The 25,107-nt window shown below is 76.1% G+C and carries 26 protein-coding genes; 17 read left to right on the plus strand and 9 right to left on the minus strand.

All coding sequences use genetic code 11. The features are described from left to right. Positions 1 to 700 (minus strand): dienelactone hydrolase family protein (locus IEX99_RS14970; protein ID WP_188901673.1); only part of this gene is annotated, 700 nt, incomplete at its 3' end. A 289-nt stretch (positions 701 to 989) separates the two neighbouring features. On the opposite strand from IEX99_RS14970, the gene IEX99_RS14975 reads away from it, so the two are divergent. Both IEX99_RS14975 and IEX99_RS14980 read left to right on the plus strand, forming a co-directional pair. Further along, complete coding sequence (locus tag IEX99_RS14975) at positions 990 to 1,748, plus strand: DUF3047 domain-containing protein (RefSeq protein ID WP_188901675.1); 759 nt, start codon at positions 990 to 992, stop codon at positions 1,746 to 1,748. A gap of 269 nt (positions 1,749 to 2,017) precedes the next feature. Next, on the plus strand, positions 2,018 to 2,191 hold the full coding sequence (locus IEX99_RS14980) for a hypothetical protein (RefSeq protein WP_188901677.1): 174 nt from the start codon (positions 2,018 to 2,020) through the stop codon (positions 2,189 to 2,191). A 15-nt stretch (positions 2,192 to 2,206) separates the two neighbouring features. On the opposite strand, the gene IEX99_RS14985 is transcribed toward IEX99_RS14980, so the two are convergent. Both IEX99_RS14985 and IEX99_RS14990 read right to left on the minus strand, forming a co-directional pair. Beyond that, positions 2,207 to 3,781 (minus strand): sulfatase-like hydrolase/transferase, encoded by a 1,575-nt coding sequence (locus tag IEX99_RS14985; protein WP_188901679.1) that lies wholly within the window; start codon positions 3,779 to 3,781, stop codon positions 2,207 to 2,209. 398 nt (positions 3,782 to 4,179) lie between these two features. After that, the gene (locus IEX99_RS14990) at positions 4,180 to 4,419 is read right to left on the minus strand and encodes a hypothetical protein (RefSeq protein WP_188901681.1); all 240 of its coding nucleotides are present in this window, start codon (positions 4,417 to 4,419) and stop codon (positions 4,180 to 4,182) included. Positions 4,420 to 4,659: 240 nt separating this feature from the next. Between IEX99_RS14990 and IEX99_RS14995 the strand changes: the two genes are divergently transcribed. The 6 genes from IEX99_RS14995 to IEX99_RS15020 all read left to right on the plus strand — a co-directional run bounded on the left by IEX99_RS14995 (position 4,660) and on the right by IEX99_RS15020 (position 9,433). Continuing rightward, on the plus strand, positions 4,660 to 4,869 hold the full coding sequence (locus tag IEX99_RS14995; protein ID WP_188901683.1) for a hypothetical protein: 210 nt from the start codon (positions 4,660 to 4,662) through the stop codon (positions 4,867 to 4,869). Positions 4,870 to 5,361: 492 nt separating this feature from the next. Further along, positions 5,362 to 6,522, plus strand: a complete 1,161-nt coding sequence (locus tag IEX99_RS15000) for an efflux RND transporter periplasmic adaptor subunit (RefSeq protein WP_188901685.1) — start codon at positions 5,362 to 5,364, stop codon at positions 6,520 to 6,522. Then, positions 6,519 to 7,655: an ABC transporter permease gene (locus tag IEX99_RS15005; protein ID WP_188901687.1), complete on the plus strand. Its 1,137-nt coding sequence runs from the start codon at positions 6,519 to 6,521 to the stop codon at positions 7,653 to 7,655. Before IEX99_RS15000 ends, IEX99_RS15005 begins: the two co-directional genes overlap by 4 nt. 2 nt (positions 7,656 to 7,657) lie before the next feature. Next, positions 7,658 to 8,380, plus strand: coding sequence for an ABC transporter ATP-binding protein (locus IEX99_RS15010; RefSeq protein ID WP_188901689.1), 723 nt, complete (start codon positions 7,658 to 7,660; stop codon positions 8,378 to 8,380). A gap of 75 nt (positions 8,381 to 8,455) precedes the next feature. After that, positions 8,456 to 8,986: a host attachment protein gene (locus IEX99_RS15015; RefSeq protein ID WP_188901691.1), complete on the plus strand. Its 531-nt coding sequence runs from the start codon at positions 8,456 to 8,458 to the stop codon at positions 8,984 to 8,986. Between the two features lie 93 nt (positions 8,987 to 9,079). Further along, on the plus strand, positions 9,080 to 9,433 hold the full coding sequence (locus IEX99_RS15020; protein WP_188901693.1) for a hypothetical protein: 354 nt from the start codon (positions 9,080 to 9,082) through the stop codon (positions 9,431 to 9,433). Positions 9,434 to 9,589: 156 nt separating this feature from the next. Here the strand turns inward: IEX99_RS15020 and IEX99_RS15025 are convergent, their stop codons facing one another. Both IEX99_RS15025 and IEX99_RS15030 read right to left on the minus strand, forming a co-directional pair. Beyond that, a complete protein-coding gene (locus tag IEX99_RS15025; protein ID WP_188901695.1) occupies positions 9,590 to 10,675 on the minus strand; it encodes an LLM class flavin-dependent oxidoreductase in 1,086 nt (361 codons plus the stop codon). A gap of 80 nt (positions 10,676 to 10,755) precedes the next feature. Beyond that, on the minus strand, positions 10,756 to 12,051 hold the full coding sequence (locus IEX99_RS15030) for a DUF445 domain-containing protein (RefSeq protein WP_188901697.1): 1,296 nt from the start codon (positions 12,049 to 12,051) through the stop codon (positions 10,756 to 10,758). A gap of 67 nt (positions 12,052 to 12,118) precedes the next feature. On the opposite strand from IEX99_RS15030, the gene IEX99_RS22710 reads away from it, so the two are divergent. From IEX99_RS22710 to IEX99_RS15070, 9 genes are all read left to right on the plus strand, one after another. Beyond that, positions 12,119 to 12,244 carry a hypothetical protein gene (locus IEX99_RS22710; protein ID WP_268237496.1) on the plus strand — a complete coding sequence of 42 codons (126 nt, stop codon included), beginning with the start codon at positions 12,119 to 12,121 and terminating at the stop codon, positions 12,242 to 12,244. 11 nt (positions 12,245 to 12,255) lie between these two features. After that, positions 12,256 to 13,011, plus strand: a complete 756-nt coding sequence (locus tag IEX99_RS15035; protein WP_188901776.1) for a metal ABC transporter ATP-binding protein — start codon at positions 12,256 to 12,258, stop codon at positions 13,009 to 13,011. 33 nt (positions 13,012 to 13,044) lie between these two features. Beyond that, positions 13,045 to 13,914, plus strand: a complete 870-nt coding sequence (locus IEX99_RS15040) for a metal ABC transporter permease (RefSeq protein WP_229678061.1) — start codon at positions 13,045 to 13,047, stop codon at positions 13,912 to 13,914. Positions 13,915 to 14,039: 125 nt separating this feature from the next. After that, a complete protein-coding gene (locus IEX99_RS15045; protein WP_188901699.1) occupies positions 14,040 to 14,390 on the plus strand; it encodes a RidA family protein in 351 nt (116 codons plus the stop codon). 32 nt (positions 14,391 to 14,422) lie between these two features. Next, on the plus strand, positions 14,423 to 15,472 hold the full coding sequence (locus tag IEX99_RS15050; RefSeq protein ID WP_188901701.1) for a potassium channel family protein: 1,050 nt from the start codon (positions 14,423 to 14,425) through the stop codon (positions 15,470 to 15,472). Between the two features lie 71 nt (positions 15,473 to 15,543). After that, positions 15,544 to 16,548: an NAD-dependent epimerase/dehydratase family protein gene (locus tag IEX99_RS15055; protein WP_188901703.1), complete on the plus strand. Its 1,005-nt coding sequence runs from the start codon at positions 15,544 to 15,546 to the stop codon at positions 16,546 to 16,548. Positions 16,549 to 16,558: 10 nt separating this feature from the next. Then, entirely contained in the window at positions 16,559 to 17,692 is a 1,134-nt protein-coding gene (locus IEX99_RS15060; protein ID WP_188901706.1) for a DegT/DnrJ/EryC1/StrS family aminotransferase, read from the plus strand. 410 nt (positions 17,693 to 18,102) lie between these two features. Then, positions 18,103 to 19,521, plus strand: coding sequence for a DUF1800 domain-containing protein (locus IEX99_RS15065; RefSeq protein WP_188901708.1), 1,419 nt, complete (start codon positions 18,103 to 18,105; stop codon positions 19,519 to 19,521). Then, positions 19,518 to 20,786 (plus strand): DUF1501 domain-containing protein, encoded by a 1,269-nt coding sequence (locus IEX99_RS15070; RefSeq protein WP_188901710.1) that lies wholly within the window; start codon positions 19,518 to 19,520, stop codon positions 20,784 to 20,786. The genes IEX99_RS15065 and IEX99_RS15070 overlap by 4 nt, the downstream gene beginning before the upstream one ends. Before the next feature lie 1,206 nt (positions 20,787 to 21,992). Here the strand turns inward: IEX99_RS15070 and mog are convergent. Genes mog through ubiT form a run of 4 tightly spaced genes read right to left on the minus strand, consistent with a single transcriptional unit; the run spans position 21,993 to position 25,018 of the window. Next, on the minus strand, positions 21,993 to 22,529 hold the full coding sequence (mog, locus tag IEX99_RS15075) for a molybdopterin adenylyltransferase (protein WP_188901712.1): 537 nt from the start codon (positions 22,527 to 22,529) through the stop codon (positions 21,993 to 21,995). A gap of 46 nt (positions 22,530 to 22,575) precedes the next feature. After that, positions 22,576 to 23,493, minus strand: a complete 918-nt coding sequence (gene ubiV / locus IEX99_RS15080) for a ubiquinone anaerobic biosynthesis protein UbiV (RefSeq protein ID WP_188901714.1) — start codon at positions 23,491 to 23,493, stop codon at positions 22,576 to 22,578. Next, positions 23,490 to 24,470 (minus strand): ubiquinone anaerobic biosynthesis protein UbiU, encoded by a 981-nt coding sequence (ubiU, locus tag IEX99_RS15085; RefSeq protein ID WP_188901716.1) that lies wholly within the window; start codon positions 24,468 to 24,470, stop codon positions 23,490 to 23,492. Before ubiU ends, ubiV begins: the two co-directional genes overlap by 4 nt. Continuing rightward, positions 24,461 to 25,018, minus strand: a complete 558-nt coding sequence (gene ubiT / locus IEX99_RS15090; protein WP_188901718.1) for a ubiquinone anaerobic biosynthesis accessory factor UbiT — start codon at positions 25,016 to 25,018, stop codon at positions 24,461 to 24,463. Before ubiT ends, ubiU begins: the two co-directional genes overlap by 10 nt. Positions 25,019 to 25,107: the final 89 nt, after the last annotated feature.

The following is a 25,107-nucleotide window of genomic DNA, read 5'->3' on the forward strand; positions in this document are numbered from 1 at the left end:
AACCCAGGACCCGCGCGAGCAGTTCGGCCGTGCGGCCATTGGCGATGGTCGCGGCCCGCGCGTCGTAGGCGTGCCCGCCGACGCGCGCGAAGGCGTGGTCCACGCCCGGATAGACATGCACCGTCACCTGCGGGTGCCCCTTGAGCCCCTCGATGATCGCCTTCTGCGCCTCGGGTGGGACGAACTTGTCCCTCTCGGCGATGTGCATCAGCAGTGGCGTGCGGATCGCGCCGGCCTTGTCGAGCATCCCCTCGATGCCGACGCCGTAGTAGGAGATGTTGCAGTCGGCGTCAGACTCCGCGGCCATGCGGTAGGCGAGCCGGCCGCCGAGGCAGAACCCCATCGTCGCCGCCTTGCCGTTCGCGCCGGGCAGCTTGCGGGCGGCGGCGAGGGTCGCCCTGAGGTCGTCCACCGCCTTGTCCTGGTCCATGCCCTGCATCAGCGCGAAGGCGCGGTCCCACTGCGCCTGCCCGGCGTCGGGGTCGAGCTGCACGCCCGCCTCCTGCCGCCAGAACAGGTCGGGCGCGACGGCGAAGAAGCCCATGTCGGCGACCCAGTCGGAGAGGGCGCGCATGGTGCGGTTCACGCCGAAGATCTCCTGGATCATGACGACGGCGCCCGCGGGCTTGGTCTTCGGCTCGGCCAGATAGGCCATGAATTCGCCGCTGCCGTCGGCGGCCTTGATGCGGATCTCGGGCATCGTCCTTCCCTCCCCTCTTGGCGTTGTCGGCTCCGGGCACGGACATACCGCGCGGCGGGCGGACCTGCCAGCTTGGCTGGGCCCGCGTCGCGGCCGGTTTGCGCCTCGACCCGGCGCCGGCCGAAGCTGGGATGGGATCGACGGGGCGCGGCGGTGCCTCCGCCCGCCGAGGCCTGACCGGGGCAGCGCGGTGCCGGGGCGACCGCGATGACGACATCGTGAACGGCGTGCGAGGCTGCGTGCCCGACCTTCCATCCCGCACGGACCGTTCGCAGGTCAGAGGGCGCCGATGATCCGTTCCCGCCGCCGCGCCGTCCTGTCGGCCCTGCCGCTCGCCGTGCTCGCCGCGCTGCTCGGCGGCGCGGCCGAACCGCTGCCGACGCCACCGATGCTCGCGGAGGCGGGCTGGCGGATGGGCGCCTGGCACGGCATGGCCCCGGCGCGCTTCGACCCGATGCCGCCGCGCATCCGCTCGGCCGCAGGCGAGGCGTGGGCGCTGCTGCCCGGCGTCCTCCTGCGCGCCGAGCCGGGAGAGGGAGGCTTCGTCTGGCGCCGCCTGGCGGGTCCGCCCGGCTGTCTCGCCTGGCGCTGGCGGGTGGACGCAGGACCGCCGCCGACCGACCTGACCCGCCGCGGCGGCGAGGACCGCGCGATCTCGATCAGCGTCGGCTTCGACGGCTGGCCGCCCGAGGCGGGCGCCTGGGCGCGGGCCAGGCATGCGGCGGCGCAGGCGGCGCTGGGCGACGGGCAGCCCCTGCCGCGCAGCATGCTGATCTATGTGTGGGGCGGCACGGGGCGGGAGCCGGCGCCGTTCTTCGCAAGCCCCTGGCTCGGAGGCATCGGCCAGGTGCGCGTGCTGCGCCCGGCCGACGCCCCGCGCGGCGTCTGGCTCGAGGAACGGGTCGACCTCGCGGCCGAGTGGCGGGCGGCGTTCGGCGCGGAGGGGCCGCCGCCGCTGATCAAGATCTCGATCGGCACCGACACCGACGACACGCGCAGCCGGGTGCACGCGGCGGTGGCCGACCTGCGCCTCGAGCCGTGTCGCTGACCGCGGGGCCGGCTCGGCGCCGGGCTCCGCCGCCCGGCGGGCGGCCCCGTTCGGTGGACGGTGCCGGCGCGCCGCGCGTCCTGCGAGGCGGCCCGAACGCCGCGACGCCGCGCGCCGCAACCCGGAGGTCGAGGAACGGTTGGCGCCGTCCTCCGACGGCGGTGCGCGACCCTGCGCGGTCCGCATGCGGGACATGCAGGGCGTGCCGCATCGTCGCGGCTGCCTCCGCGTTATGTTGCACCGCGACAGGAGATCGAGGACCGGATCGCATGACGGAAGTGACCGTCGAACTGCCTGAAGACGTCGCCGCGCAGATCGCGCGCCGGGCCGCGGCGCTCGGCACCACGCCGGAGGCCTGGCTGCAGGCGGTGGTCGAGGACGTCGTCGCCGACCTGCCGGAGGACGAGCGGGAGCCCGGACCGGACGACTTCATCTGCCGCTGAGCGGGCGCGCCCGCCCTACCACTCCCCGAGGAACACGCCCGCCTTCTTGTGGGCGTCCGTGCGCAGCTCCGCCTCCGCCCAGGTGAGCGTGGTGCGGCGCCTGAGGCCGGTGAACCAGGCGAGCAGCCGCTCGCGCAGCGCCGCGCGCACCGGGGCGAGCGCGGGTTCGGCGCCGAGGTCGAAGAACTCCTCCGGATCGGCGGCGAGGTCGAAGAGCTGCGGCCGGTAGCCGCCCGTCCAGTGCACGTACTTCCAGCGCTCGGTGCGGAGCATCCAGGCGTGGTGCTGGCCGGCCGGATGGCCGAGCCGCCGCCGCGCGCCGCGGAAGGTCCAGTCGAGCTCGCTCACCACGGCGTCGCGCCAGGCCGGGGGCGAGGCGCCGCGCGCGAGCGGCAGCAGGGAGCGGCCCTCGACCAGGTGCGGCGCGGGGTCGAGGGCGAGGGCGTCGAGGATCGTCGGCACCACGTCCACCGCCTCGACCGGGCGCGTCTCCGTCGTGCCGCGCGTGGCGCCGGCCTCCGGCGAGGGGTCGTAGAGCAGGAGCGGCACCTTCTGGATGCAGTCGTGGAACAGCTCCTTCTCGCCGAGCCAGTGGTCGCCGAGGTAGTCGCCGTGGTCGGAGGCGAAGATCACCAGCGTGTCCTGCCACCGGCCGAGCCGCTCCATCGCCTCCCACACCCGGCCGAGATGGTCGTCCACCTGCCGGACGAGGCCCTGGTAGGTGGGGCGGACGGTGCGGATGCATTCCTCGCGCTGGAAGTTGCGCGCCACCTCCTCCTCCTGCCAGGCGCGGAAGACGGGGTGGGCGGCGCCGCTGCGCTCGACGGGGTGGCGCGAGACGGGGAGGCACTGCTCCGGCGCGAACATCGCGTGGTAGGGGGCGGGCGCGACGTAGGGCCAGTGCGGCTTGACGTAGCTGAGGTGCAGCACCCAGGGGTCGTCGCCCTGGCGGGTCATGAAGTCGATCGCGACGTCGGTGGTGTAGGCGGTCTCGCTGTGTTCCTCGCGCACGCGGGCGGGGAGGCGGGCGTTGCGCATCTTCCAGCCGGAGAGCACGCGGCCGTCCGCGTCCTCGACGGCGATGACGTAGTCGGTCCAGGGATCGGGCGAGTCGTAGCCCCGCGCGCGCAGCCAGCGGGCGTAGGCGGAGTCGGGCTCGGCGTGGTGGCCGTCGTGGCGGTCGGCGACGGTGAACCAGCCCTCGCGCAGCAGCGCGGCGAGGTCGTGCTGGCCGTCGAGCTGCAGGCGCCGCATGCCGCGCGCGTCGGGCAGGACGTGCGTCTTGCCGGCGAGCGCCAGGGTGCGGCCGGACTCGCGCAGGTGCCAGCCGAGCGTCACCTCGCCGACCGAGAGCGGCACGCGGTTGTGCGTGGCGCCGTGCGAGGAGACGTAGCGGCCGGTGTAGAAGCTCATGCGCGAGGGGCCGCAGATGCCGCTCTGCACGAAGGCGTTGGCGAAGCGCACGCCGCGCGCGGCGAGGGCGTCGAGGTTCGGCGTGCGCAGGTAGGGGTGGCCGGCGCAGGAGAGGTGATCCCAGCGGAGCTGGTCGCACATCACGAACAGCACGTTGCGGATGGCGGCAGTGGTCATGCGGCGGCCGGTCTCCGAGGCGTCCGTGGCGAGCCTAGCGCCCTGACGGGTGCGACGGCATCAGGGCCGGACAGGAGCGGCCATGGCCACCGCCCATCGGGCGCGCCGGCGCCGGACCGGGGCCGGCGGCGGCAGCGGGCCGGGCCCTGGCGCTCCGGTCCAACATCGTGAGTCGGCGGCCCGGCCTTCGGCGGCCCGCGCGGGCAGGGAGGATGCGATCCGCCGCCGCCCACCCTGGTGATCGGCCGCGGCCGCCGGCAGCAGGCCATGGTGGAGGCGCGCGGAGGGGGCCCGCGCCCGATCGCGCGGCGTCCCGGTGGGCGCGCGCCCCCGGTTCCCGTGCGGGGCGGGGTTCCCCCGTCTCTCCGCCCCGTGGGGTCGGGGTGTCGGGGTGTGCCTCAGAGGCAGGCGAGGCGGACGAAGGCGTGGTCGTGCTCGCGCTCGAACAGCACGGCGGCGCCGTCGCGCAGCATGTGCCACGCGCCCTCGGCGTGCTCGCGGCAGCACTCCAGCACCCAGGCGAGGTCGCGCTCGGCCACCTCGAGCAGGAGGAACTGGCCTCGCTCGTCGAGGTCCCAGCCGGGCTTCCGCTCGGCCATCACGCCGAGGAACTGAGGATCGGTCAGGCGACGGCCCATCGCGGCTCCTGTGCTGTGCCCCGCCCCCCGTCGCGCCTATGTGCGGCGCCCGTGCGCTCCCTTTCGATTCCTATGCGGATCGGAGCGCGGAAATGCAAGTGTCGCGTGCCCCCGGACGGGATTCTTCCACCGGGAGCCGTGGCCGGCGCGGCCGTCGCCCCGGCGCGCCGACGTGACGGGCCGGGGAGCCAGCGCCGTGCCACCGCGTTCGCGCCAGGGAGCGGAGAAGAGGAGGACCCAATGGACGGCAGGGAAGTCGGACGGCGTGTCGTGCAGCTGCAGGCCGAGGCCAGGGCGCGTCGCGGGCTCGCGCTGCTCTGGCGCGGCGGGCGCCCCCTGAGGGTCGGCGCCTCCGCCGCCGAATGCCTGCGGCTTGGCGTCGAGCCGGCGCGGCGACTGGAGCCGCTGCGCCGCCGCCTCGGCCGCGGCGGCGCGGCGCCGGCGGCCTGAGCCGCCGGTGCGCCTGCGCGCGGACCCGGCGCGCCCTGATCGCGTCGGCCGGGACGTGCCGCGAGGTCCGGGGCGGTCGGCTGCCGGAGCGGGACTTGTGCTCCCCTCTCGGGCCACTCGCCCGTCCGCCAGACCTCCGCCCCGGCCGGTGGTGGCTGCGGCCCCCCGGCCGCGCCGCGCTCCCGGTGCGGCATCGCGCAGCACTTGCGCCCGCCGGGAAGGGCCAGCCGGGCGGCGGCGGCGTAGACCTTCTGCCGGCGCGGGATGCCCGCCGCCCAGGCCGGGCCGGCGATGGCGGCGCTGCCGCTGGTCGCGCCCGGGCAGGCCGAGGCTGGTCAGCCCAGCCCAGAGGCGGCACGGATCACCCCAGAAAGCGCCCGGGAGGTGTCGGGCGCCATCGCCGTTGACCTGCATCAACGCCGGGCCAAGCTGAACGGCCCATGAGCGTGACGTGCCGACCGCGGTCCTTTGCGGTCGTCCGAAGGGGATGCCGTGCGCCGATCCGTGCCGATCCTCCTTGCCCTCCTGCTGGTCGCGGCGGCCGTCGGGGGCGGCGCCTGGGCGCTGCGTGCCCGCCCGCTCGAACTCCCCGTCGCCGTCGAGGAGCGCGACGTGCCGATCCGCGTCTTCGGCCTCGGCACGGTGGAGGCGCGCGTGCTCTCCCGCGTCGGCTTCGAGGTCGCCGGGACCCTGGTCGCGGTCGAGGCGGATCACGGCGACCGGGTGGCGGCCGGGGCCGTGCTCGCCCGTCTCAACCCGGCGAGCCAGGAGGCGCGCGTGGCGCGCGCCGAGGCGCAGCTCGAGAACGCCGAGGCGCAGCAGCTCCGCGTCGCCGCCGCCTACGAGCGGGCGCAGGTCCTCGCCCGCCAGCGCGCCGCCACGGCGCAGCGGCGGCGGGAACTCGCCGCCCGCGGCAACGCCCCGCTCGAGACCGCCGAGCAGGCGGAGACGGAGGCCGCCGCGGCCCAGGCCGACCTCGCCGTGGCGCGCGCCGATCTCGCCGTGGCGCGGGCGGCGCTGGCCGATGCGCGGGCGGCGCTGCTCGCCGAGCGGACGGCGCTCGCCAAGCACGTGCTGACCGCCCCCTTCGACGCCGTGGTGATCGCCCGCCACCGCGAGCCGGGCGCGGCGCTCGCCCCCGGCGAGGCGGTGTTCACCCTGGTCGAGCCGGGCAGCCTGTGGGCGCTCGTCTATGTGGACGAGGGGCGGGCCGGGGCGATCCGCGAGGGGCAGCCGGCCGAGGTGCGGCTGCGCTCGCTGCCGGGCGAGACGTTCGCCGCGCGCGTCGCCCGCATCGGCCTCGAGAGCGACCGCGTCACCGAGGAGAGGCGCGTCAACCTGCGCTGCGAGCGCTGCCCGCCGCAGCCGATCCTCGGTGAGCAGATCACCGCCGAGATCGAGACCGGCCGCCTGCCCGCCGCGCGGCTCGTGCCGGAAGCGGCGATCGAGGGCTTCGACGGCGCCGCGGGCCGCGTCTGGACGATCGAGGGCGGCGCGCTCGCCCGGCGCGAGGTGCGCTTCCTCGCGCGCACGCTGGATGCGCGCGCGGCGCTCGACCCCGCCTCGCTCCCGGCCGGGGCGGAGGTGGTGACGCGGCCGGTCCCCGGCATGCGCGAGGGGCGTGCGGCGCGCGCGGCGGGGGCGCGCCCGTGAACCTCGCGCTGCGCGACATCCGCCACAATCTCGGCCGCTTCCTGCTGACCTGCCTCGGCCTCGGCCTGCTGCTCGGCGTGGCGCTGGCGATGGTCGGCATCTATCGCGGGGTGGTGGAGGATGCGCTGTCCCTGCCGCGGGCGCTCGGCGCGGATCTCTGGGTGGTGGAGGAGGGCACGCGCGGCCCCTTCGCCGAGAGCTCGCGCATCCCGGGCGACGTGCGCGAGGCGGTGGCGCGGCTGCCCGGCGTGCGCGAGGCCGGGGCGGTGACCTTCCAGACCGCGGAGGTGGCGCGCCCCGGCGGCGGGGTGCTGCGCCTGCAGCTCGTCGCCTACGAGCCGGACCGGCCCGGCGGGCCGCCGGTGCTGACCGCCGGCCGCGGCATCGCCCGCGGGCGGTTCGAGATGGTGGCCGACCGCCGCGCCGGCCTGCCCGTCGGCGCGACGCTGGAGATGGGCGGGCAGCGCTTCCGCGTGGTCGGGCTGACGGAGGGCGCCGTCTCCTCCGGCGGCGACCCGCTCGCCTGGATCACGCTGCGCGACGGGCAGGAGCTGCAGTTCCGCCTCGCGCCGCCCGCGGCGCGGCGCCAGCTCGCCGCCGGCGGCGGCACCGCCGGGACGGACACGGTGAACGCCGTGATCGCCCGCGTCTCGCCCAACCAGCGCGTCGAGGCCGTGGCCGAGGAGGTCCGCCGCTGGAAGCACCTCTCCGCCCTCACCGCGGCCGAGCAGGAGGCGGTGCTGACGCAGAGCGTCGTCGCGCGGGCGCGGGTGCAGCTCGGCATGTTCACCGTGGTGCTGCTGATCGCCTCCGCCGTGGTGGTGGCGCTGATCGTCTATACCCTGACCCTCGACAAGCTGCGCGAGATCGCGACGCTGAAGCTGATCGGCGCGCGCGACCGCACCATCGTCGGGCTGGTCGTGCAGCAGGCGATGGCGCTCGGGATCGTGGGCCTGGCGGGCGGCGCGTCGCTGCTGTTCTCGGTGAAGGACTTCTTCCCGCGCCGGGTCGCGCTGGGGCCGGAGGAGGTGACCGGCTTCGCCCTGCTGGTGGCGGCGATCTGCCTGGTCGCGAGCCTGCTCGGCGTGCGGCTCGCCCTGCGCGTCGAGCCGGCGCAGGCGCTCGGCGGCTGAGCATGGGCGGGACCGCGTCCGCTCCGCTGGTCGTGCTGGAGGGGATCGCCAAGGGATTCGGCGAGGGCGAGGCGCGGGTGCAGGCGCTCTCCGACATCACGCTCTCGGTCGAGGCGGGGACGGTGGTCGGGCTGCGCGGGCCCTCGGGCAGCGGCAAGTCCACGCTGCTCAACCTGATCGCCTGCATCCTGGAGCCCGACGCCGGAAGGCTCGCGCTCGCCGGCGAGACGGTGTGGGAGGGCGGGCGCTACCGCCGACGCGACCTGCGGGCGCTGCGGCGCGAGAAGATCGGCTTCATCTTCCAGTTCCACAACCTGCTGCCCTTCCTGGATGCGACCGACAACGTCGCGCTGGCGATGACGCTCGCCGGCACGGGTCTCGCGGAGGCGCGGCGTCGGGCTCGCGACCTGCTCGACTACCTCGAGGTCGGCCGTCGCGCGGCGGCGATGCCGGCGAAGCTGTCGGGCGGGGAGGCGCAGCGCGTCGCGATCGCGCGCGCCCTGGCGAACCGCCCGCGCATCATCCTCGCCGACGAGCCGACCGCGGCGCTCGATTCCGAGCGCGCGCGCGTGGTGATGGACCTGCTCCGCCAGGTCGCGCGGGAACAGCGGGCGGCGATCCTCGTCGTCACGCATGACGAAAAGATCTTCGACCGGTTCGATCGCCTGGTGAGCCTGCGCGACGGACGGATCGAATCCGAACTGGTGCCGGCGAAAGCGGCCTGATGGTGCGCCCCGGCCCCGCGCGGTATGAAATGGGCAAGAGGCGCGAATTCGCGCCCAGAACGGAGATCCCCCGGCATGAACGAGACGCGCAAGAAACCGGCCGCCATCCTGCCCGGCGAGCACTGGTTCGTCGTCGCCAACGGCAGCCGGGCCAAGGCGTACGTCAAGCGCGCGAGCGAGTCCGGCTACGACCTGGTCGCCGAATGGGACGAGCCCGAGGCGCGCATGCGCGACTCGGAGCTGGGCGAGGACCGTCCGGGCCGGGCCTTCGCCGGCGGCCCCGGCCGGCGCGACGCGGCCGCCGGCGGCCGTCCCGGCATGGTCCAGCGCAGCGGCATGGAGTGGGACCGCATCGACGACAGCCCGAAGGAGCACGCGAAGCGCAACCTGATGCAGCGCATCGCCGAGGACATCGCCGCCTCGCTGCGCAGCGGCGCCATCAAGGGGGTGGCGCTGGTGGCGCCGGGCCGGCTGCTCGGCCAGCTCCGGGAGCACATCCCGAACGACCTGCGCCATGCCGTGCTCGCCGAGCACGAAGGAGACCTGACCCAGCTTCCGACGGCCGAACTGTTCGAGCATCTGGACCGCCTGCGCCGCGGCGTCTGACCGCGGCGCGCGGGTCCGCCCCCGCCGCGCGGGCCCGCCCGCGTGGCGGCCGGCGCCCTTGAACCGGCGGGACCGGCGGGCCAGTTTCGCCGCATGGACCACCCGCATCCGCCGCGGCATCGCCGCCCGCCGCCCCTGCTCGACCTCACCCCCGATGGCGAGTTCCGCGACGCCACCCCTGGCGCGGACGCGCGCGGCGCCTCGGCGATGGACCGCGCGCTGGCGCGGATTGGCGGCGTCGCGCTGCTGCTGGCGCTGGCCGCGGGCGGGCTGCTGCTGGTCTCGCTCGCGCTGCTGTTCATCGGCTTGCTGCTGCCGGTGGTGGTCGTGGCCGGCGCGGTCGGCGCGGCGAGCCTGTGGTGGCGGCTGCGCCGCCTGCGGCGCGCGGCTGCCGGCGGCACCGCTGCCGCAAGCGGCCTGCGGGTCGTGGTGATCCGCCCCCGCTGAGGCGGGGCGCCAGCGCAGGGCGGGCGCCGGTTCCGGCTGCCCGCAACCGGTCCTCTGGAGCGGATCGCGGACGGCGGAGGCGGGCGGGGGCGTGAATCCGCCCGGCCGGCGACGGGCCGGAGCCGGCGCGGCGGGCACGGGCGGGCGGAACCGGCTCTAGCCGGCGGCCTCCGCCGCGGCGATCGCCGCGGGGCGGCCGGCGTCCTCGGCGCGCAGGCCGCAGACGTCCGCGAGCAGCGCGAAGCTGCGCCGGCGCGCCGCCGGATCGTGGCACGCCGTCACCACGGCGAACTCGGCGATGCCGCCATGCGCGGCCGAGAGCGCCTCCAGCTTCGCCCGCACCTGCTCCGGCGCGCCGACCAGGGCGCGCTCGCGCATCCGCGCGACCCGCGCGCGCTCGGCCTCGGAATAGTCGTAGGCCTCCGCCTCCGCGACGCTGGGCAGGGGGACGAACAGGCCGCGGTCGCGCATCAGCCGCCACAGCTCGCGCGAGCGGAACAGGCGCAGCGCCTCGGCCTCGGTGTCGGCGACGAGGCAGAACACGCCGAGGCCCGGATGCGGCGCGGCGAGGCGGCCCGGCCGGCCGGGATGCGGGCGGAACTGCTCGCGGTAGAGCGCGATCGCCTGCTCGCTGCCGCCGCCGTCGGCGAAGAAGTGGGCGAAGCTGTAGGGGAGGCCGAAATAGGCGGCGACCTGGGCGCCGAAGTCGCTGCTGCCGAGGACCCAGACCTCCGGCCGCGTCTCCACCACGGGCTGGGCGACGACGGTGCGGAAGGGGTGGTTCTCCGGCAGCCCGTCGCCGAGCCAGCCGAGCAGCTCCATCACCTGCGCCGGGAAGCGGTCGGCGGCCTGGGCGGCGTCGGGGTTGAGGGCGAAGGCGGTGCGCCCGTCGCTGCCCGGCGCGCGGCCGACGCCGAGGTCTATGCGTCCCGGCGCGATCGCCTCCAGCACCCGGAACTGCTCGGCGACCTTGAGGGCGGAGTAGTGCGGCAGCATCACGCCGGCGCTGCCGACGCGGATGCGCCGCGTCGTCGCGGCGATGGCGGCGGCGAGGATCTCCGGCGCGGTGCCGGCGAGCGCGCCGCTGTTGTGGTGCTCCGACATCCAGAAGCGCCGGTAGCCGAGCGCCTCGACATGGCGCGCGAGCGCGAGCGTCTCGCGGATCGCCTCGCCGGGCGTGCGGCCGGAGGCGACCATGGACTGGTCGAGGACGGAGAGGGTGAAGGGCGGGGGAGAGGGCATCGGCGGACTCCTCGCCGGCAAAGGTGGCGCGGCGGGGCGCCCGGGTCGAGGGCGCGCGGAAAGGGCCCCGTTCGCGGCGCTCAATAGGCGACGCGGCCGAACACCGCGCTCAGCAGCGCGAACAGCGCCGCGCCGGCGAGGAAGCCGACCAGCGTGCCGTTCATCCGCACGTACTGCAGGTCGCGCCCGACGCGCAGCTCGATCTTCTCCACCACCGTCGCGCTGTCCCAGCCCTGCACCACCTCGGCGATGAATTCCGCCAGGCGCAGGCGCGCGGTCGGCAGCAGCGCGAGCAGCACATGCTCGACGCCGCGGTTCAGCCGCTCGCGCGCCGCCTCGTCCTCGGTCAGGATGCGCCCGGCATTGGCGAGGGCGGCCTCCAGCGCCGCGACCGTGCGGCCGGAGGGGTTGGTCGCGTCGGCCTCCAGCGCCGCGCGCAGCCGGGCCCAGACGTCGCCGAGCCAGCTCGCCACCGCCGGGTTGGCGAAGGCGCCGCGCAGCGCGCGGCCGATGGCGGCGGCGCGCTCGGGGTCGGTCTCCAGGCGCTCGATCTCGGCCTGCACCCAGGCGTCGAAGGCGGCGCGCAGCTCGCTGTCGCTGGGCTCGACGCGGGCGAGCTGCTCGTTCACCGCGGCGAGGATGCGCCGGGCGATCGCCGCGCCGGCGATCCAGCCGACCAGCGCGCCGCCCTCCGCGCGCACGCGCGCCTCGATCGCCTCGCGCAGCTGCTCCTCCTTCTCGGCCAGCAGGGCCTTGCTGCGCGCGAGCACCAGGTCGAGCACCTGCTGATGCCGCCCGCTGGCGACGAGGGCGCGCAGCGAGCGGGCCAGGAGTTGCGCCGCGGCCGGGCCGCCGAGCCAGCGCGGCAGCAACCGCTGGGCGAGGCGGCGCGCGCGGCCGTCCTCGAGGCTCGCCAGCACCCGGGGCAGGCCGGCGGCGAGGGCCGTCGCCGCCGGCCGGGTCGCCTCCGCATCGTTCAGGAAGCCGCGCAGGATGGACGCCAGGTCGAGCCGGCCGAGGACGCGGTTCAGCTCCTGCTCGGTGAAGACGTGGTTGGCGACGAAGCTGCCGAGCGCCCGGCCGAGCCGGTCCTTCTGCCGCGGAATGATCGCCGTGTGCGGGATCGGCAGGCCGAGCGGGCGGCGGAACAGCGCCGTCACCGCGAACCAGTCGGCGAGGCCGCCGACCAGCCCGGCCTTCGCGCCGGCCTGGAGCAGGTCGGTCCAGTAGCCGGGCGGCAGGTAGTAGGCGAGGATCACCAGGCCGCCCATCGCCGTCAGCAGCCCGGTCGCGACGGCGCGGTGGCGGGCGAGGGTGCGGCGGAGCTCGGTCTCTGGGTCGGGAAAGGACCGGGGCGCGGAGTGCCTGCCCTGCATGGGGGGCGGGTTCTACCTGTGGGGCCGGAGCTTGCCCAGCCGGCCGAGTCTGTTACATGATAACGTTATGCTTGGGCACGCCACCTGGACCGATCCGCTCGCCCTCTCGTCCGGCACCGGGGCGCGTCTCGTCCTCGCCGCCGGCGTGGCCGCCCTGCTGTGGCTCGGCGTCCTCTGGGCGATGACGGGCTGAGGGCGATGACGATGGCGACGGCCGTGCCCGAGATCCGGCTGCGCGACCTCACCGTCTGCCATGCGCGGCGCCCGGCGGTGCACCACCTGACGGGCCGCTTCGCGCCCGGCAGCCTGACGGCGGTGGTCGGGCCGAACGGCGCGGGCAAGACGACGCTGCTGCGCGCCATCGCCGGACTACACCGGCCGGAGGAGGGGCGCGTCGAGCTGCCGCGGGAGGCCCGCATCGGGCTGCTGCCGCAGCAGGCGGCGCTCGACCGACGGTTCCCGATCGCCTGCCTCGATGTGGTGATGTTCGGCCTGTGGCCGGCAGTGGGACCGTTCCGGCGCGTGCCGCGGGCGCTGCGCGAGCGGGCGTCGGAGGCGCTCGCCGCGGTCGGCCTCGCCGGCTTCGAGGCGCGGCCGGTGGGCAGCCTCTCCGCCGGGCAGTTCCAGCGGGCGCTGTTCGCCCGGCTCCTGCTGGAGGATGCTCCGATAATCCTGCTCGACGAGCCGTTCAACGCGGTGGATGCCCGCACCGCCGCCGACCTGCTGCGGGTGGTGCGGCGCTGGCACGGCGAGGGGCGCACCGTGATCGCGGTGCTGCACGACCTCGACCTGGTGAGACGGGAGTTCCCCGAGACGCTGCTGCTCGCCCGCGAGCCGATCGCCTGGGGGCCGACCGGCGAGGCGCTCTCCGCCGCCAACCGCCTGCGCGCGCGCATGATGGCCGAGGCCTGGGCGGAGGAGGCCGGGGCCTGCACGCGCGGGGACGCGGTCGCCGCGTAGCGGGACCGGCCCCCGATCCGAAGGTCCCCAGCCCTGCTGCACGACCTCCTCCTCGCCCCCTTCGCGGAGTTCGGCTTCCTCCGCCGCGCCCTGGTCGGCTGCCTGGCGCTGTCGGTGGCCGGACCGCCGCTCGGCGTCTTCCTGATGCTGCGGCGCATGAGCCTGACCGCGGACGTGATGGCGCACGGCGTGCTGCCCGGCATCGCGGCCGCCTTCCTGGTCGCGGGCCTCTCGGTGCCGGCACTATGGCTCGGCGGGCTGCTCGCGGGGCTGGCGGTGGCGGTCGGGGCGGGCGCCCTGTCGCGGGCGACCGGCGGGCGCGAGGACGCGGCGCTGACCGGCCTCTACCTGGTCGCGCTGGCGCTCGGCGTGGCGCTGATCTCGGTGCGCGGCGGGGCGATGGACCTCACCCATCTGCTGTTCGGCAGCGTGCTGGGGGTGGACGACCCGGCGCTGCTGCTGATGGCGGGAACGGCAACGCTGACGCTTCTCGCGCTCGCCTTCGCCTGGCGGCCGCTGGTTCTGGAGTGCTTCGACCCGGACTTCGCGCGCGCGGTCGGGGCGCGCGGCGCGCTGTGGCATCTCGCCTTCCTGGCGCTGGTCGCGCTGAACGTGCTGGCGGCGTTCCAGGCGCTCGGGACGCTGATGGCGGTGGGGCTGATGATGCTGCCCGCCGTCGCCGCGCGGCACTGGGCGCGCGGGGTGGGGGGGATGGTCTACGCGGCGGCGGGCGTCGCCGCGACGTGCTCGGCGCTCGGGCTGCTGCTCTCCTATCATCTCGACCTGCCGAGCGGGCCGGCGATCGTGCTGGTGGCGGGGCTGGCCTGGGCCGTCTCGGTGCTGTTCGGGCCGGTGGACGGGCTGCTGCCGCGGCTGGTCCGGCGGCCGCATCTCGCCGGCTGACGGTCGCCTCGCCGCGTCGCGGCGGGCGCGGCGGCCGGGCCCCGGGCCCCGGCGCGCGGCCATCGACTCCCCGCGCCGCGTCCTCTATCCGGCAGCCAGCACGGGCGAGGCGACGGGAGGCGCGCATGGCGATCCGGCGACTGGCGGAAGAGGAGCGGCTGAGCGGGGCGGTGGTCGCGAACGGCCTGGTCTGGCTGGCCGGCCAGGTGGCCGACGACGCGAGCCTCGACGTCGAGGGACAGACTGCGGACATCCTGCGCCAGATCGACGCGCTCCTGGCGGAGGCGGGGACCGACAAGTCCCGCCTGCTCACCGTGACCGTGGTGCTCGCCGACATCCGCGATGCGCCGGCGATGAACCGCGCCTGGGACCGCTGGCTCAACCCCGCCGCGAAGCCCGCCCGCATGACGATCCAGGGCGCGCTGGTGGACCCGCGCTGGCGGGTCGAGATCACCGGGGTCGCCGCGCTGCCGTGACCCCGGTGCCGGCCGGCCCTCCGCCGCGCCGCGTGTCGCCGTCGCTCCGCGGCTGGCTGCGTTCGGTCGGCTTCACCCTCGCGCTGAGCCTGCTGGTCGCCGCGGGGGTGGCGGGGGGCGGGCAGGTCTCGCCCGGAGTGGTGCTGGGCGCCGCGGGGCTGGGGCTGGGCGTGCTCTACAGCCTGTTCCCGCACGGCATGCATTTCGCCTTCGGCACGGCGAACGGCTTCGCGGTGTACGCCTGCCTCTACGTGTTCATGGGACGCGCCGGCTTTCCCGATGCCGCGCCCTGGGCCAAGGCGGTCGGCTTCCTGCTGCCGGTCGCCGCCTTCCTCGCCGCGGTCTGGGCCCGCCGCTCCGCGCTGCGCGCGCTGGCCGAGGCGCGGCGGCCGTTCGACACGGCCCATCTGCCGCGGATGATGCGCTTCCTCCTCGCGCTCGCCGCCATCGGCGTCGTCTCGATGGTGGTGCCGGAGGGGCGGATGCCGGGACCGGCCCAGACGGTCTCCCTGCTTGCCGCCATGACGGCCGTCGCCGTGGTGGTGGCCGCGTCGGTGCGCGACGTGGTGCGGCTGCTGGTGGACGTGGCGCTGATCTTCGAGACGATGGGCCGCCGGCTCGGACGCCTCGCCGTGCCGATCACTGCCTTCGTGACGGTCTACGCGCTGCTCGTGATCACCTTCGCGTCCTTCTACCGCATCGCCGACGGCCTGAGCGCCGCCCCCGTCTTCGCCAGCCCGGCCGGGCCGTTCCGGCTGGACTTCGCCGACGCGCTGCACTTCTCGGTCGCGACGCTGAGCACGGTCGGCTATGGCGACATCCGCCCCGTCGGCGACGGGGTGCGGGTGCTGGCGAGCCTGCAGGTGCTGCTCGGGCAGTTGCTGCTGCTGTTCGGCTTCGCCGAGATCATGCGGAGCACGCGGATGCGGGCGTGGGAGCACGGAGGGGAGGCAGAGAGGCCGAGCGGCGGGGCGCCGCCGCGGCCCTCGCGCGGAAATCAGCTGGGCAAGCCGGCGGAGGGCGGGGAAAGTGGTGCCGTCCCCGCGGGCCGGCGCCGCGCTTCCGCCGGCGAAGGGGCGTGATCGCGCCGCAATCGCCGGCGAGGCTGGCGGGAGCCGGCGGCGATGCCGAGGACGGAGGCGGGACGAAGAGGATGGCGACGGGCACGGCGGCGCAGGAGTTCTGGCGCGGCAGGCGGGTGCTGGTGACGGGGGGGGCGGGCTTCCTCGGCTCCGGCCTGTGCCACGCCCTGGCCGCGCGCGGCGCGCGGGTGACGGCGCTCGACGCGATGCTGCCGGACGGCGGCGCCAATCCGGCGAACCTGGAGGGCGCCGGCGTGCTGCTGGTGCGCGGCGACATCCGCGACGCGGAGCTGCACTCGCTCTGCCAGGGCATTGACGTGCTGTTCAACCTGGCGGCGCAGACCAGCCACATGGGCGGCCAGCGCGACCCGGTGGCGGACATCGAGATCAACGCGGTCGCGCAGGTGCGGCTGATCCAGGCGATGCGCGAGGCGGCGCCGAAGGCCGCCGTCGTGCACGCCTCGACCCGCCAGTTCTACGGCCGGCCGCAGTACCTGCCGGTGGACGAGAAGCACACGGTCAACCCGCCGGACGCGAACGGCGTCTCGAAATGGGCCGGCGAGCAGTACTGGCTGCTGGAGCAGCGGGTCCACGGCCGCCCCGTGGTCTCGCTGCGGCTGACCAACTGCTACGGGCCGCGGCTGCGCATCAGGGACGCGCGGCAGACCTTCCTCGGCATCTGGATCCGCCGCGTGCTGGAGGGCGAGCCCTTCGAGGTCTGGGGCGGGGAGCAGCTCCGCGACCTCGCCTATCTCGACGACGTGACCGACGCCTTCCTGCGCGCCGCCGAGCAGGCGCGGCGGCCGGAGGTCGCGGGGCGCGTGTTCAACATCGGCGGCTCGCCGCCGATGCGCCTGATCGAGCTGGCGGAGCGGCTGATCGCCGCCAACGGCGGCGAGGGGAGCTACGTGGTCAAGGAATTCCCCGCCGACCGCGCGCCCATTGACATCGGCAGCTACGCCGCCGACGACCGCGCCTTCCGCGCCGCCACCGGCTGGTGGCCGCGCGTGGATGTGGACGAGGGGCTGCGGCGCACGCTGGAATGGTACAGGCCGCGCCTGGCCGACTACACGTGAGGCTCCCCCGATGACCGAGACGATCCCGCAGGCCGATCCCGGCGCCGGCTACCGCGCGCAGAAGGCCGAGATCGACGCCGCCGTGGCCCGCGCGCTGGCGAGCGGCTGGTACATCCTCGGCAGGGAGGGCGAGGCCTTCGAGCGCGAATTCGCCGCCTGGCTCGGCCAGGGCCGCGCGGTGGGCTGCGCCAGCGGCACCGACGCGCTGGCGCTGATCCTGCGCGGCCTCGGCATCGGCGAGGGCAGCACCGTCGCCACCGTCTCGCACACCGCGGTCGCGACCGTCGCCGCGATCGAGATGGTGGGGGCGACGCCGCTGCTGCTCGACATCGAGCCGGACCACTACACGATGGACCCGGACGAGCTCGCGGCCGTGCTCGAGGACCCGCCGCCCGGGCTGCCGCCGATCCGCGCCGCGATCGTGGTGCACCTCTACGGCCAGGCCTGCGACCTCGGGCCGATGCGCGCGGCCTGCGAGCGCAACGGCGTGGCGCTGATCGAGGACTGCGCGCAGGCGCACGGCGCGACCTGGCGCGGGCGCCGGCTCGGCACCCTCGGCCGCGCCGCGGGGTTCAGCTTCTATCCGACCAAGAACCTCGGCGCCCTCGGCGACGGCGGGGCGCTGGTGACGGAGGACTGGGAGCTCGCCGAGCGCATCGCCGCGATCCGCCAGTACGGCTGGAAGGAGCGCTACGTCAGCGCGATGGTCGGGGTGAACAGCCGGCTCGACGAACTGCAGGCGGCGATCCTGCGGGCGCGGCTGCCGCATCTCGAGGCCGGGAACGCGCGGCGGCGGGCGATCGCCGCGGCCTACGACGCGGCGCTGGCGGACGGGCCGATCGCGCCGCCGGCGCGGCGCGAGGGCTGCGAGCACGTCTTCCACCAGTACGTCCTCCGCACGCCGGAGCGCGCCAGGGTGCAGGCGAGGCTGCGCGAGCGGGGGATCGGCACCGGCATCCACTACCCGGTGCCGGTGCACCTCCAGCCCGCCTACAAGGACCGGGTGCCGCTCGGCCCCGCCGGCTGCGCCGAGACCGCGCGCGCGGCGCAGGAGGTGCTGAGCCTGCCGATGTTCCCCGAGCTCACCGACGCGCAGGTGGAGCGGGTGTGCGCCGCGTTGCGCGCGCTGGCCGCGCGGGGGTGACCGGGGACGGCCGGAACCGGCGGGACGCGGATCCCGTGCCCGTGGCCGCCAGGTTTGGCGGCGATCCGCGCCGCCTGTCCGCCCCGCCGGCGAGGGAGGAGGCCGCCGCCCTCGTTCCCGCGCCTCTCTGCCCGGCCGCGGGGCAGGGGAGCCTCCGCTCGCACACGGCGTGGGGGTTCAAGCGCCGCGATCCCGCCGACCCGCGCTCCTCCGGCCCGGGATCTGCGACGGCCGCCGTGCGCAGCGCCTCGGCGCGCCGACGATGACCGCGCCGCAACGGCCGCACTCGTCCGGACTGGCGATCGGGGGCTTGCCGCCGCGCTCGGCGCCGGCCCTGTGCGCTTCCTCGCGGCCGCCTTTGGCCGCAAGCGGCATAATGCGCGCGCCGGTCCTCGCGATATGATGTTCGCATGAAGATCGAGCACGCCGTCGCCTCGGTCCGTTTCGGCCTTGGCCGCCGTCCCGGCGATCCCGTCCCGGCCGACCCGGTCGCCTGGCTGGAGCGCCACCTCGACGCGCCTGCGCCCCTGCCTGGCGAGCGCTATGCCGGCGTTCCGGACGCCTTCGCCGCCATCCGGGCCGATCGCGAGACGTCGCGCGCCGTGCGCGAGGCCCAGGCCGCGGCCGAAGCGCGCGCGGGCACGCCCGTGGGGCGGGCGCGGCCGTCCATGGAGGAGGGCGCCGCGGAAGCCGAGCGGGCCGCGACCGGCCGCGAACGGCCGAGCCGCCCGGCGCTCGAACGCCCGCGGCTGACCCGCGCCGCGGCCATCGGCTGGCTCGCCCATAGCCTGGAGGCGGCGGAGGAGTACCACGTCCGCCTGACCAATTTCTGGCTCAACCACTTCGCGGTCAGCCGCCGCAACCCCAACGCCGGCGTCTTTCTCGGCGACTTCCTGCGCAGCGCCATCCGCCCGCACGTCACTGGCCGGTTCGCCGACATGCTGCTGGCGGTGGTGCGGCACCCGGCGATGCTGATCTACCTCGACAACGCCGGCTCGGTCGGGCCGAACAGCCCGGCCGGGCGGCGCCGCAGCCGCGGCCTGAACGAGAACCTGGCGCGCGAGATCCTCGAACTGCACACGCTCAGCCCGGCCGCCGGCTACACCCAGACCGACGTCACCGAGTTCGCGAGGATCCTGACCGGCTGGTCCGTCGAGGGCCAGCGCGAGCCCTTCGGCTTCGTCTTCCGCGCCGCCACCCACGAGCCGGGCGAGAAGATCCTCATGGGCCGCCGCTACCCGGAGGGCGAGGAGGGGGGCATCGCCGCGCTGCGGTGGCTGGCGCAGCAGCCGGCCACGCACCGCCACCTCGCGACCAAGCTGGCCCGCCACTTCGTCGCCGACGAGCCGCCGGCGGCGGCCGTGGACCGCATCTTCGCGGTGCTGCGCGACACGCGCGGCGACCTCGGCGCCGCGGCGCGCGCGCTGCTCCGCCTGCCCGAGGCCTGGTCGCCGCCGCTGACCAAGCTGCGCACGCCGCTCGACTACGCGCTCGCCGTGCTGCGCGCACTCGACGCGCCGGCCGAGGCGGGGGCGGAGATCGCGTGGCGCGACTTGCCGCAGCTCGGCCAGCCGCTCTGGCTCGCACCGGCGCCGAACGGGTGGCCGGACCGCGCCGCCGATTGGGCCGCGCCGGAGGGCGTCCTACGGCGCGTCGAATGGGCGCACACCATGGCCGGGCGCGGCGGGCGGGCGGATGCGCGCGCCCTCGCGGAGGCCGTGCTCGGCCCGCTCGCGCATGCCGACACGTTGCGCGAGGCGGGCCGCGCCGGCTCGGCACGCGACGCCCTCACCCTCGTGCTCGCCAGCCCGGAGTTCCAGCGCCGATGAGGACCGATCCGTTTCCGCCGCCCGCCGCACGGGCCTTGCACGGGTCCGGCGGGCCGCGCGCGGGGCGCCGTGGCCTGCTGCTCGGCCTCGCGGCGACGGTCGCGCTCGGCTCCGCGCGGCTCGCCCTCGCCCAGGCGCCGGGCGAGCGGCGCCTCGTCGTGGTGCTGCTGCGCGGGGCGCTCGACGGACTGGCCGCCGTGCCGGCCTATGGCGATCCGCATTTCGCGGCGCTGCGCGGCCCGCTGGCCCTGCCCGAGCCGGGGCAGGAGGGCGGCGCGCTCGACCTCGGGGGGCATTTCGGCCTGCATCCGCGCCTGCGCACGCTGCACGCGCTCTACCGGGCCAACGAGGCGCTGGTGCTGCACGCGGTGGCGGGGCCGCACCGCAGCCGCAGCCATTTCGAGGCGCAGGACCTGCTGGAGGGCGGCGCGCCCCAGCGGCTCTCCAGCGGCTGGCTGAACCGGGCGCTCGCGGCGATGCCGGCACCGTCCGCGCGCGGGCCGGGCAACGGCGTCGGCCTCGCGGTCGGCACCGGCGTGCCGCTGCTGCTGCGCGGCCCGGCGGCGGTGCGCAGCTATGCGCCGCAGGGCCTGGCGCAGCCCGAGGTGGACCTGCTCGCGCGCATCGCCGCGCTCCACGAGCGCGATCCGCTGCTCGGCCATGCCGTCGCCGAGGGCTTGCGCAACCGCGGGTTCACGGCGGCCGCGCTGGCAGGTCACGGGACGATGGAAGGCGGCGGCGCCGCCGCCGGCCCGGGGCGGAACGCCTTCCCCGCCCTGGCGGGCGCGGCGGGGCGACTGCTCGCGGCCGCGGACGGGCCGCGCGTCGCCGCGCTCGAGATCGGGGGCTGGGATACCCACGCCGGGCAGCCCGGCCGGCTGGTGCAGCCGCTCGGCGCGCTGGACGACGGCATCGCCGCGCTGCGCGATGGTCTCGGCGAGCACTGGCGGCGCACGGCGGTGCTGGTGGTCACCGAGTTCGGGCGCACCGTGCGGGTCAACGGCACGCTTGGCACCGACCACGGCACCGCGGGCGCGGCCTTCGTCCTCGGCGGCGCGGTCGCCGGCGGCGAGGTGCGCGCCACCTGGCCGGGCCTCGCCGAGCACCAGTTGTTCCAGGGCCGCGACTTGGCGCCGACCATGGATCTGCGCGCAGTGGCCAAGGGCCTGCTGCGCGACCATCTGCGCCTGCCGCCGGGGGCGCTTGCCGAGGCCTTCCCCGGGAGCGAGGCGATCGCACCGATGCGCGGGCTGGTGCGCGCCTGAGCGACCGGACCTCGGCCCTGCGGCGGGCGGAGAGGGGTCCGGACGGCTGCGACCTCCTGATCGCTGCACCGCGCGGCGCGACCGGGGGCCCTGTCCTGTTCCGGCCGTTCCCGGGACGGCGCCCGGGAGAGCCTCGGCCCTCCGCGCCGTGATGGCGCGGCTCGGGACGCAAGGGAGGCAACGCCGGCCAGGGGCGCGCCGCCCCTCCCCGCATGCGATGAGGCGACGGCCCGGTTCCGGTCGGCGAGGGGTTTGGCGGCTCGCGCGCGGTGGCCGGTGCCGGCCCCATGCCCCCATGCGATGCGGGGACGGGATGTTGGCGCCGGCGCGTCTCGCGGATCCCTGTCAGGACTGCGTCGCCACTTCGGCGGCCCCGCGCGCATCCGCGCCATGGGGGGGGAGATGGCCGACGCGTTCCTGGCGCCGGCCGTGCGCCCCCCGCTCCCGGTGTCCTACTCGACAAGCCGCACGAGCCGCGGCTTCGGCACGGCCGTGCGCACCATGTCGCAGTCGTTGTGCCGGGCCGGACTCGGTCCGCCGGCGACGACGACCGAGTCGGCGACCATGACGGAGCAGCTCCGGCTGACGCCGACGGAGTTGTTGCTCCCGGCGTCGTAGAGCCCGCTGGTCGGTCCGTAGACGCCGCCGACGAGGCTGGAGTCGCCGCCGGCGGAGAGGCACCGGCGTCGTCGCGGCAGATCACCAGGCCCGGATAGGGGCCGGCGAACGGCGCGTTCGGCCGCACCACCGGCTGCGCCGCGAAGCTGAGGATCCCCGGCGCCGGGCCATTGGCGCCGGCCATCACGATCGTCACCCCGTTATGGCCCGGGATGCAGTCCAAGCGGATCAGATTCGCTGTCTTCACCTCGGAGTTGCCGGTGAAGTAGTAGGTGCCCGGGGCGAAGTCCCAGGTGCCGCCGCCGGTCTGCCCCTCGCGCGACTGGTTGCCGCAGAAGACCATGTACCGCATGCCGAGGTGCTGCCCGCTGGTCGGCATGACCCGGCGCAGGGTCTGCAGCCCTGTCCCGGGTCGGTGACGCGAGGCCAGTCCTTGAGGCTGGTTGTCGCGCAGGCGCTCCCGCTCAGGCTCGGGGGGCATCGGCACGTCGTTCGCCAAATCGGGGGGATCGCCCACCGGCGGGATCGGCGATATGCCCAAGGCCGGGAGCGGACCGTCACGCCATCGCGGCGGACCGGGCTCGGGCTTCAGGCGCCCTTCGGACGGAACGCCACGCAGGCCGCCGGGTCCGTCTCCAGGCGCGGTCCGCCGATCAGGTCGATGCAGTAGGGAATGGCCGGGAACACGGCGCCGAGGCATTCGGCGATCGCGCTCGGCTTGCCGGGCAGGTTGACGATCAGGCTCCGCCCCCGCGTGCCCGCGACCTGGCGGGAGAGGATCGCGGTCGGGACGCTGCGCAGCGAGACGGCGCGCATCAGCTCGCCGAAGCCGGGCAGCATCCGCTCGCAGACCGCCTCCGTCGCTTCCGGCGTGACGTCGCGCGGCGCCGGGCCGGTGCCGCCGGTGGTGACGATCAGCGGGCAGGCCTCGGCGTCCGCCAGCTCGCGCAGGGCGGCCTCGATCAGCGGCCGCTCGTCGGGCACGAGGCGGCGGACCGGGCGCCAGGGCGTGGCCAGGATGCGGCGCAGCTCGGCCTCGATCGCCGGGCCGCCCCTGTCCTCGTAGAGTCCGCGGCTGGCGCGGTCGGAGACCGTCACGACGCCGATGGGGACGGGTTCGGCCATCGCATCCTCCCGTTGCGGGTGCCGGCGGGCGGGGCGGGCCGCCGTCTCACGGGGCCGTCGCCGCGACGTATTCGGCGCCGGGGCGGCCGTGCAGGAAGCCGTTGACGAAGGGCGCCGCGGGGTAGAGGCGCGCCAGCGCCGCGCGCCCTTCCGCCGGCTCCATCCGGCCGTCGAGCACGGCGCGGAAGGTCCGCGCCACGGCGACCATGTCGCAACGCTGCGGCGAGAGGCGCAGCGCGGCGACGCCCATGCGCGCCAGCCGCGGCGCGTCCTCGATCAGGTTCGCGCAGCCGTGGGAGAGGGTCTGCAGCCCGTTGACCGCGAGGAAGCGCTCGCCGTCGAGCGTGTCCACCGTCATGCCGTCCGGGTCCCGGGCGCAGACGAAGCGGCAATTGTCCTTCGCGAGCCCGTGCGCCCGCGCGTGATAGCACCGCGCCGAGATGGCGAGCGGCACGCGGCCGAAGGCGAAGACCTCGACCGCGAGGCCGGGCGGCGCGGCGGCGGCGATCGCGGCGATCGAGGCGGCGGGCAGTTCGGGCGGCAGGCAGAGGCGCCGCGCGCCGCGCGCGGCGAGCCAGGCCGCCGTCGCCTCGTTGTAGACGTTGACGAAGGGGCCGATCGCGTGCGGCCGGCCGGCGAGCGGCGCGAGGGCGGAGACGTCGTTCGCCTCCACCATCGTCGGGCCGGAGCCGGAGGCCAGCTCGGCGGTCCAGCGGCGCTCCCGCTCCTGCGTCACCAGCGCCAGCGAGGAGAGCAGCACCCGCTTGCCGGCGGCCTCCAGTCGCCCCACCACGGCGGGGAGGTGGTCGGCGAGGAAGGGCAGGCGCTTGGAGCAGACCACCTCGCCCACCGCCACCGTGTCCACGGGCGCCTCGTCGGCGATGCGGAAGTGGAAGTCGCGCCAGGCCTCCGCGTCCCAGTGGAAGAGGACCGGGCCGAGGGTGAGGCCGACGGCGGCGCTCATCGCCACGCCTTGCGGTAGGCGCCCTGGGTCGTGCTCTGCCCCTCGGTGAGCGAGAGCAGCCCCGGCGAAACGAAGGGCCGTCCCTCCTCCAGCGCCGAAAGGGCCTCGCGGAAGGCGCGGACGACGCCCTCGACATAGGCCCGGCCGCGCTGGCGCCCCTCGATCTTCAGCGCCGCGACGCCGGCCTCGCGCAGCGCGGGCAGCAGCGCCGCGGCGTCGAGGCTGACCGGGTCCTCGAAGAGGTAGCCTGTGGCGGGCCCCGTCCTGAAGCGCCCCTTGCACAGCGTCGGGTAGCCGGCGGCCTCGCCCCTGCCGAACGTGTTGATGGTGAATCCGCCGAGGCGCGAGACGAGCCCGTCCGCCCGCTCGCGGTACGCGACATGGCTCGCCGGCGAGCAGACGCCGTTCATGTTGGGCGACTGGCCGGTGGCGTAGGAGGAGAGCGAGCAGCGCCCCTCCGCCATGACGCAGAGGCCGCCGAAGACGAACACCTCGGTCTCGCAGGGCGCGACGGCGCGGGCGACGGCGGCGATCTCCGCCACCGTCAGCACGCGCGGCAGCACGACGCGCTTCACGCCGAAGGCCTCGACGTAGAAGCGGACGGAGTCCGGGTTGGCGGCGGCGGCCTGGACCGAGACGTGCAGGCGCTGTCCGGGATGGGTCCGCGCCGCGTAGTCGAGCAGGCCGATGTCGGCGAGGATCAGCGCGTCGGCCCCGGCCTGCACCGCGTCGTCCACCGCGCGCCGCCACGGGCCCACGGCGCCGGCGCGCGGGAAGGTGTTGACCGCGACCAGCACCTTCGCGCCGCGGCGATGGGCGTAGGCGACGCCTTCGCGCATCTCCGCGCGGCTGAAATTGAGGCCGGGGAAGTTGCGGGCGTTGGTCTCGTCGGCGTATCCGCAGTAGACCGCATCGGCGCCGGCGTCCACGGCCACGCGCAGCGCGGCGGGCGTGCCGGCGGGGCAGATCAGCTCCATGCGCGGGCCTCCTCCCCGGCCCCGGACCGCGCCAGGCGTTCCAGCAGGCCGAGGCCGCCGCGCAGCAGCCGCTCGGCCGGCGGGGCGAGCGGCCCCAGCGCCGCGGCGAGGTCGCGGATCAGGTCCACGCCGTCGCCCTCGATCGCGTTGCGGAGCGCGACGGCCGCCGCCATGTCGCCCTCCACCACCAGGTCGCGCGAGAAGAACAGCGCGTCGCCGTCGAGGCTGCCGTCCGCCATCCCGATCAGGGCGCGGATCGGCCCGGCGATGCGCACGTCCAGCCCGCGGCGCGGCAGGCGGCGGACCGCGGCGATGCGCGGCGCGGGCGGCCGGGGTTCCAGCACGAACGCGAAGGGGAGGTCGGTCGGGTCGAGGCCGAAGCGCCGCCCCGCGTGCCCTCCCAGCCGCGCGAGGACGCGCGGGTGGCGGCGCAGCACCGCGCGCAGCGCGAGGGCGAGCGCCGGCTGCAGCGGCGCCAGCGGCAGGGGCCGCAGGGCGGCGGTCAGGAGCGGCGGCAGCGCCGCCACGCGCCGGTGGTTCGGGACCATGGCGTCACCTCCGCCGGCCCCATAGCCGCGATGCCCGGCCGCAACTTTGCGCTAGGACAAAGACGCGCCCGAAGGCGCCCGGGCATGGA

This window comes from Caldovatus sediminis (assembly GCF_014644455.1).
Classification (GTDB): domain Bacteria; phylum Pseudomonadota; class Alphaproteobacteria; order Acetobacterales; family Acetobacteraceae; genus Caldovatus; species Caldovatus sediminis.

What these genes read in the sequence shown, in the direction of transcription:
- IEX99_RS14975 (WP_188901675.1), top strand. Translation starts at nt 990, where the DNA reads ATGATCCGTTCCCGCCGCCGCGCCGTCCTGTCGGCCCTGCCGCTCGCC.
- IEX99_RS14980 (WP_188901677.1), top strand. Translation starts at nt 2,018, where the DNA reads ATGACGGAAGTGACCGTCGAACTGCCTGAAGACGTCGCCGCGCAGATC.
- IEX99_RS14985 (WP_188901679.1), bottom strand. Translation starts at nt 3,781, where the DNA reads ATGACCACTGCCGCCATCCGCAACGTGCTGTTCGTGATGTGCGACCAG.
- IEX99_RS14990 (WP_188901681.1), bottom strand. Translation starts at nt 4,419, where the DNA reads ATGGGCCGTCGCCTGACCGATCCTCAGTTCCTCGGCGTGATGGCCGAG.
- IEX99_RS14995 (WP_188901683.1), top strand. Translation starts at nt 4,660, where the DNA reads ATGGACGGCAGGGAAGTCGGACGGCGTGTCGTGCAGCTGCAGGCCGAG.
- IEX99_RS15010 (WP_188901689.1), top strand. Translation starts at nt 7,658, where the DNA reads ATGGGCGGGACCGCGTCCGCTCCGCTGGTCGTGCTGGAGGGGATCGCC.
- IEX99_RS15015 (WP_188901691.1), top strand. Translation starts at nt 8,456, where the DNA reads ATGAACGAGACGCGCAAGAAACCGGCCGCCATCCTGCCCGGCGAGCAC.
- IEX99_RS15020 (WP_188901693.1), top strand. Translation starts at nt 9,080, where the DNA reads ATGGACCACCCGCATCCGCCGCGGCATCGCCGCCCGCCGCCCCTGCTC.
- IEX99_RS15025 (WP_188901695.1), bottom strand. Translation starts at nt 10,675, where the DNA reads ATGCCCTCTCCCCCGCCCTTCACCCTCTCCGTCCTCGACCAGTCCATG.
- IEX99_RS15030 (WP_188901697.1), bottom strand. Translation starts at nt 12,051, where the DNA reads ATGCAGGGCAGGCACTCCGCGCCCCGGTCCTTTCCCGACCCAGAGACC.
- IEX99_RS22710 (WP_268237496.1), top strand. Translation starts at nt 12,119, where the DNA reads ATGCTTGGGCACGCCACCTGGACCGATCCGCTCGCCCTCTCGTCCGGC.
- IEX99_RS15035 (WP_188901776.1), top strand. Translation starts at nt 12,256, where the DNA reads ATGGCGACGGCCGTGCCCGAGATCCGGCTGCGCGACCTCACCGTCTGC.
- IEX99_RS15045 (WP_188901699.1), top strand. Translation starts at nt 14,040, where the DNA reads ATGGCGATCCGGCGACTGGCGGAAGAGGAGCGGCTGAGCGGGGCGGTG.
- IEX99_RS15055 (WP_188901703.1), top strand. Translation starts at nt 15,544, where the DNA reads ATGGCGACGGGCACGGCGGCGCAGGAGTTCTGGCGCGGCAGGCGGGTG.
- IEX99_RS15060 (WP_188901706.1), top strand. Translation starts at nt 16,559, where the DNA reads ATGACCGAGACGATCCCGCAGGCCGATCCCGGCGCCGGCTACCGCGCG.
- IEX99_RS15065 (WP_188901708.1), top strand. Translation starts at nt 18,103, where the DNA reads ATGAAGATCGAGCACGCCGTCGCCTCGGTCCGTTTCGGCCTTGGCCGC.
- IEX99_RS15070 (WP_188901710.1), top strand. Translation starts at nt 19,518, where the DNA reads ATGAGGACCGATCCGTTTCCGCCGCCCGCCGCACGGGCCTTGCACGGG.
- mog (WP_188901712.1), bottom strand. Translation starts at nt 22,529, where the DNA reads ATGGCCGAACCCGTCCCCATCGGCGTCGTGACGGTCTCCGACCGCGCC.
- ubiV (WP_188901714.1), bottom strand. Translation starts at nt 23,493, where the DNA reads ATGAGCGCCGCCGTCGGCCTCACCCTCGGCCCGGTCCTCTTCCACTGG.
- ubiU (WP_188901716.1), bottom strand. Translation starts at nt 24,470, where the DNA reads ATGGAGCTGATCTGCCCCGCCGGCACGCCCGCCGCGCTGCGCGTGGCC.
- ubiT (WP_188901718.1), bottom strand. Translation starts at nt 25,018, where the DNA reads ATGGTCCCGAACCACCGGCGCGTGGCGGCGCTGCCGCCGCTCCTGACC.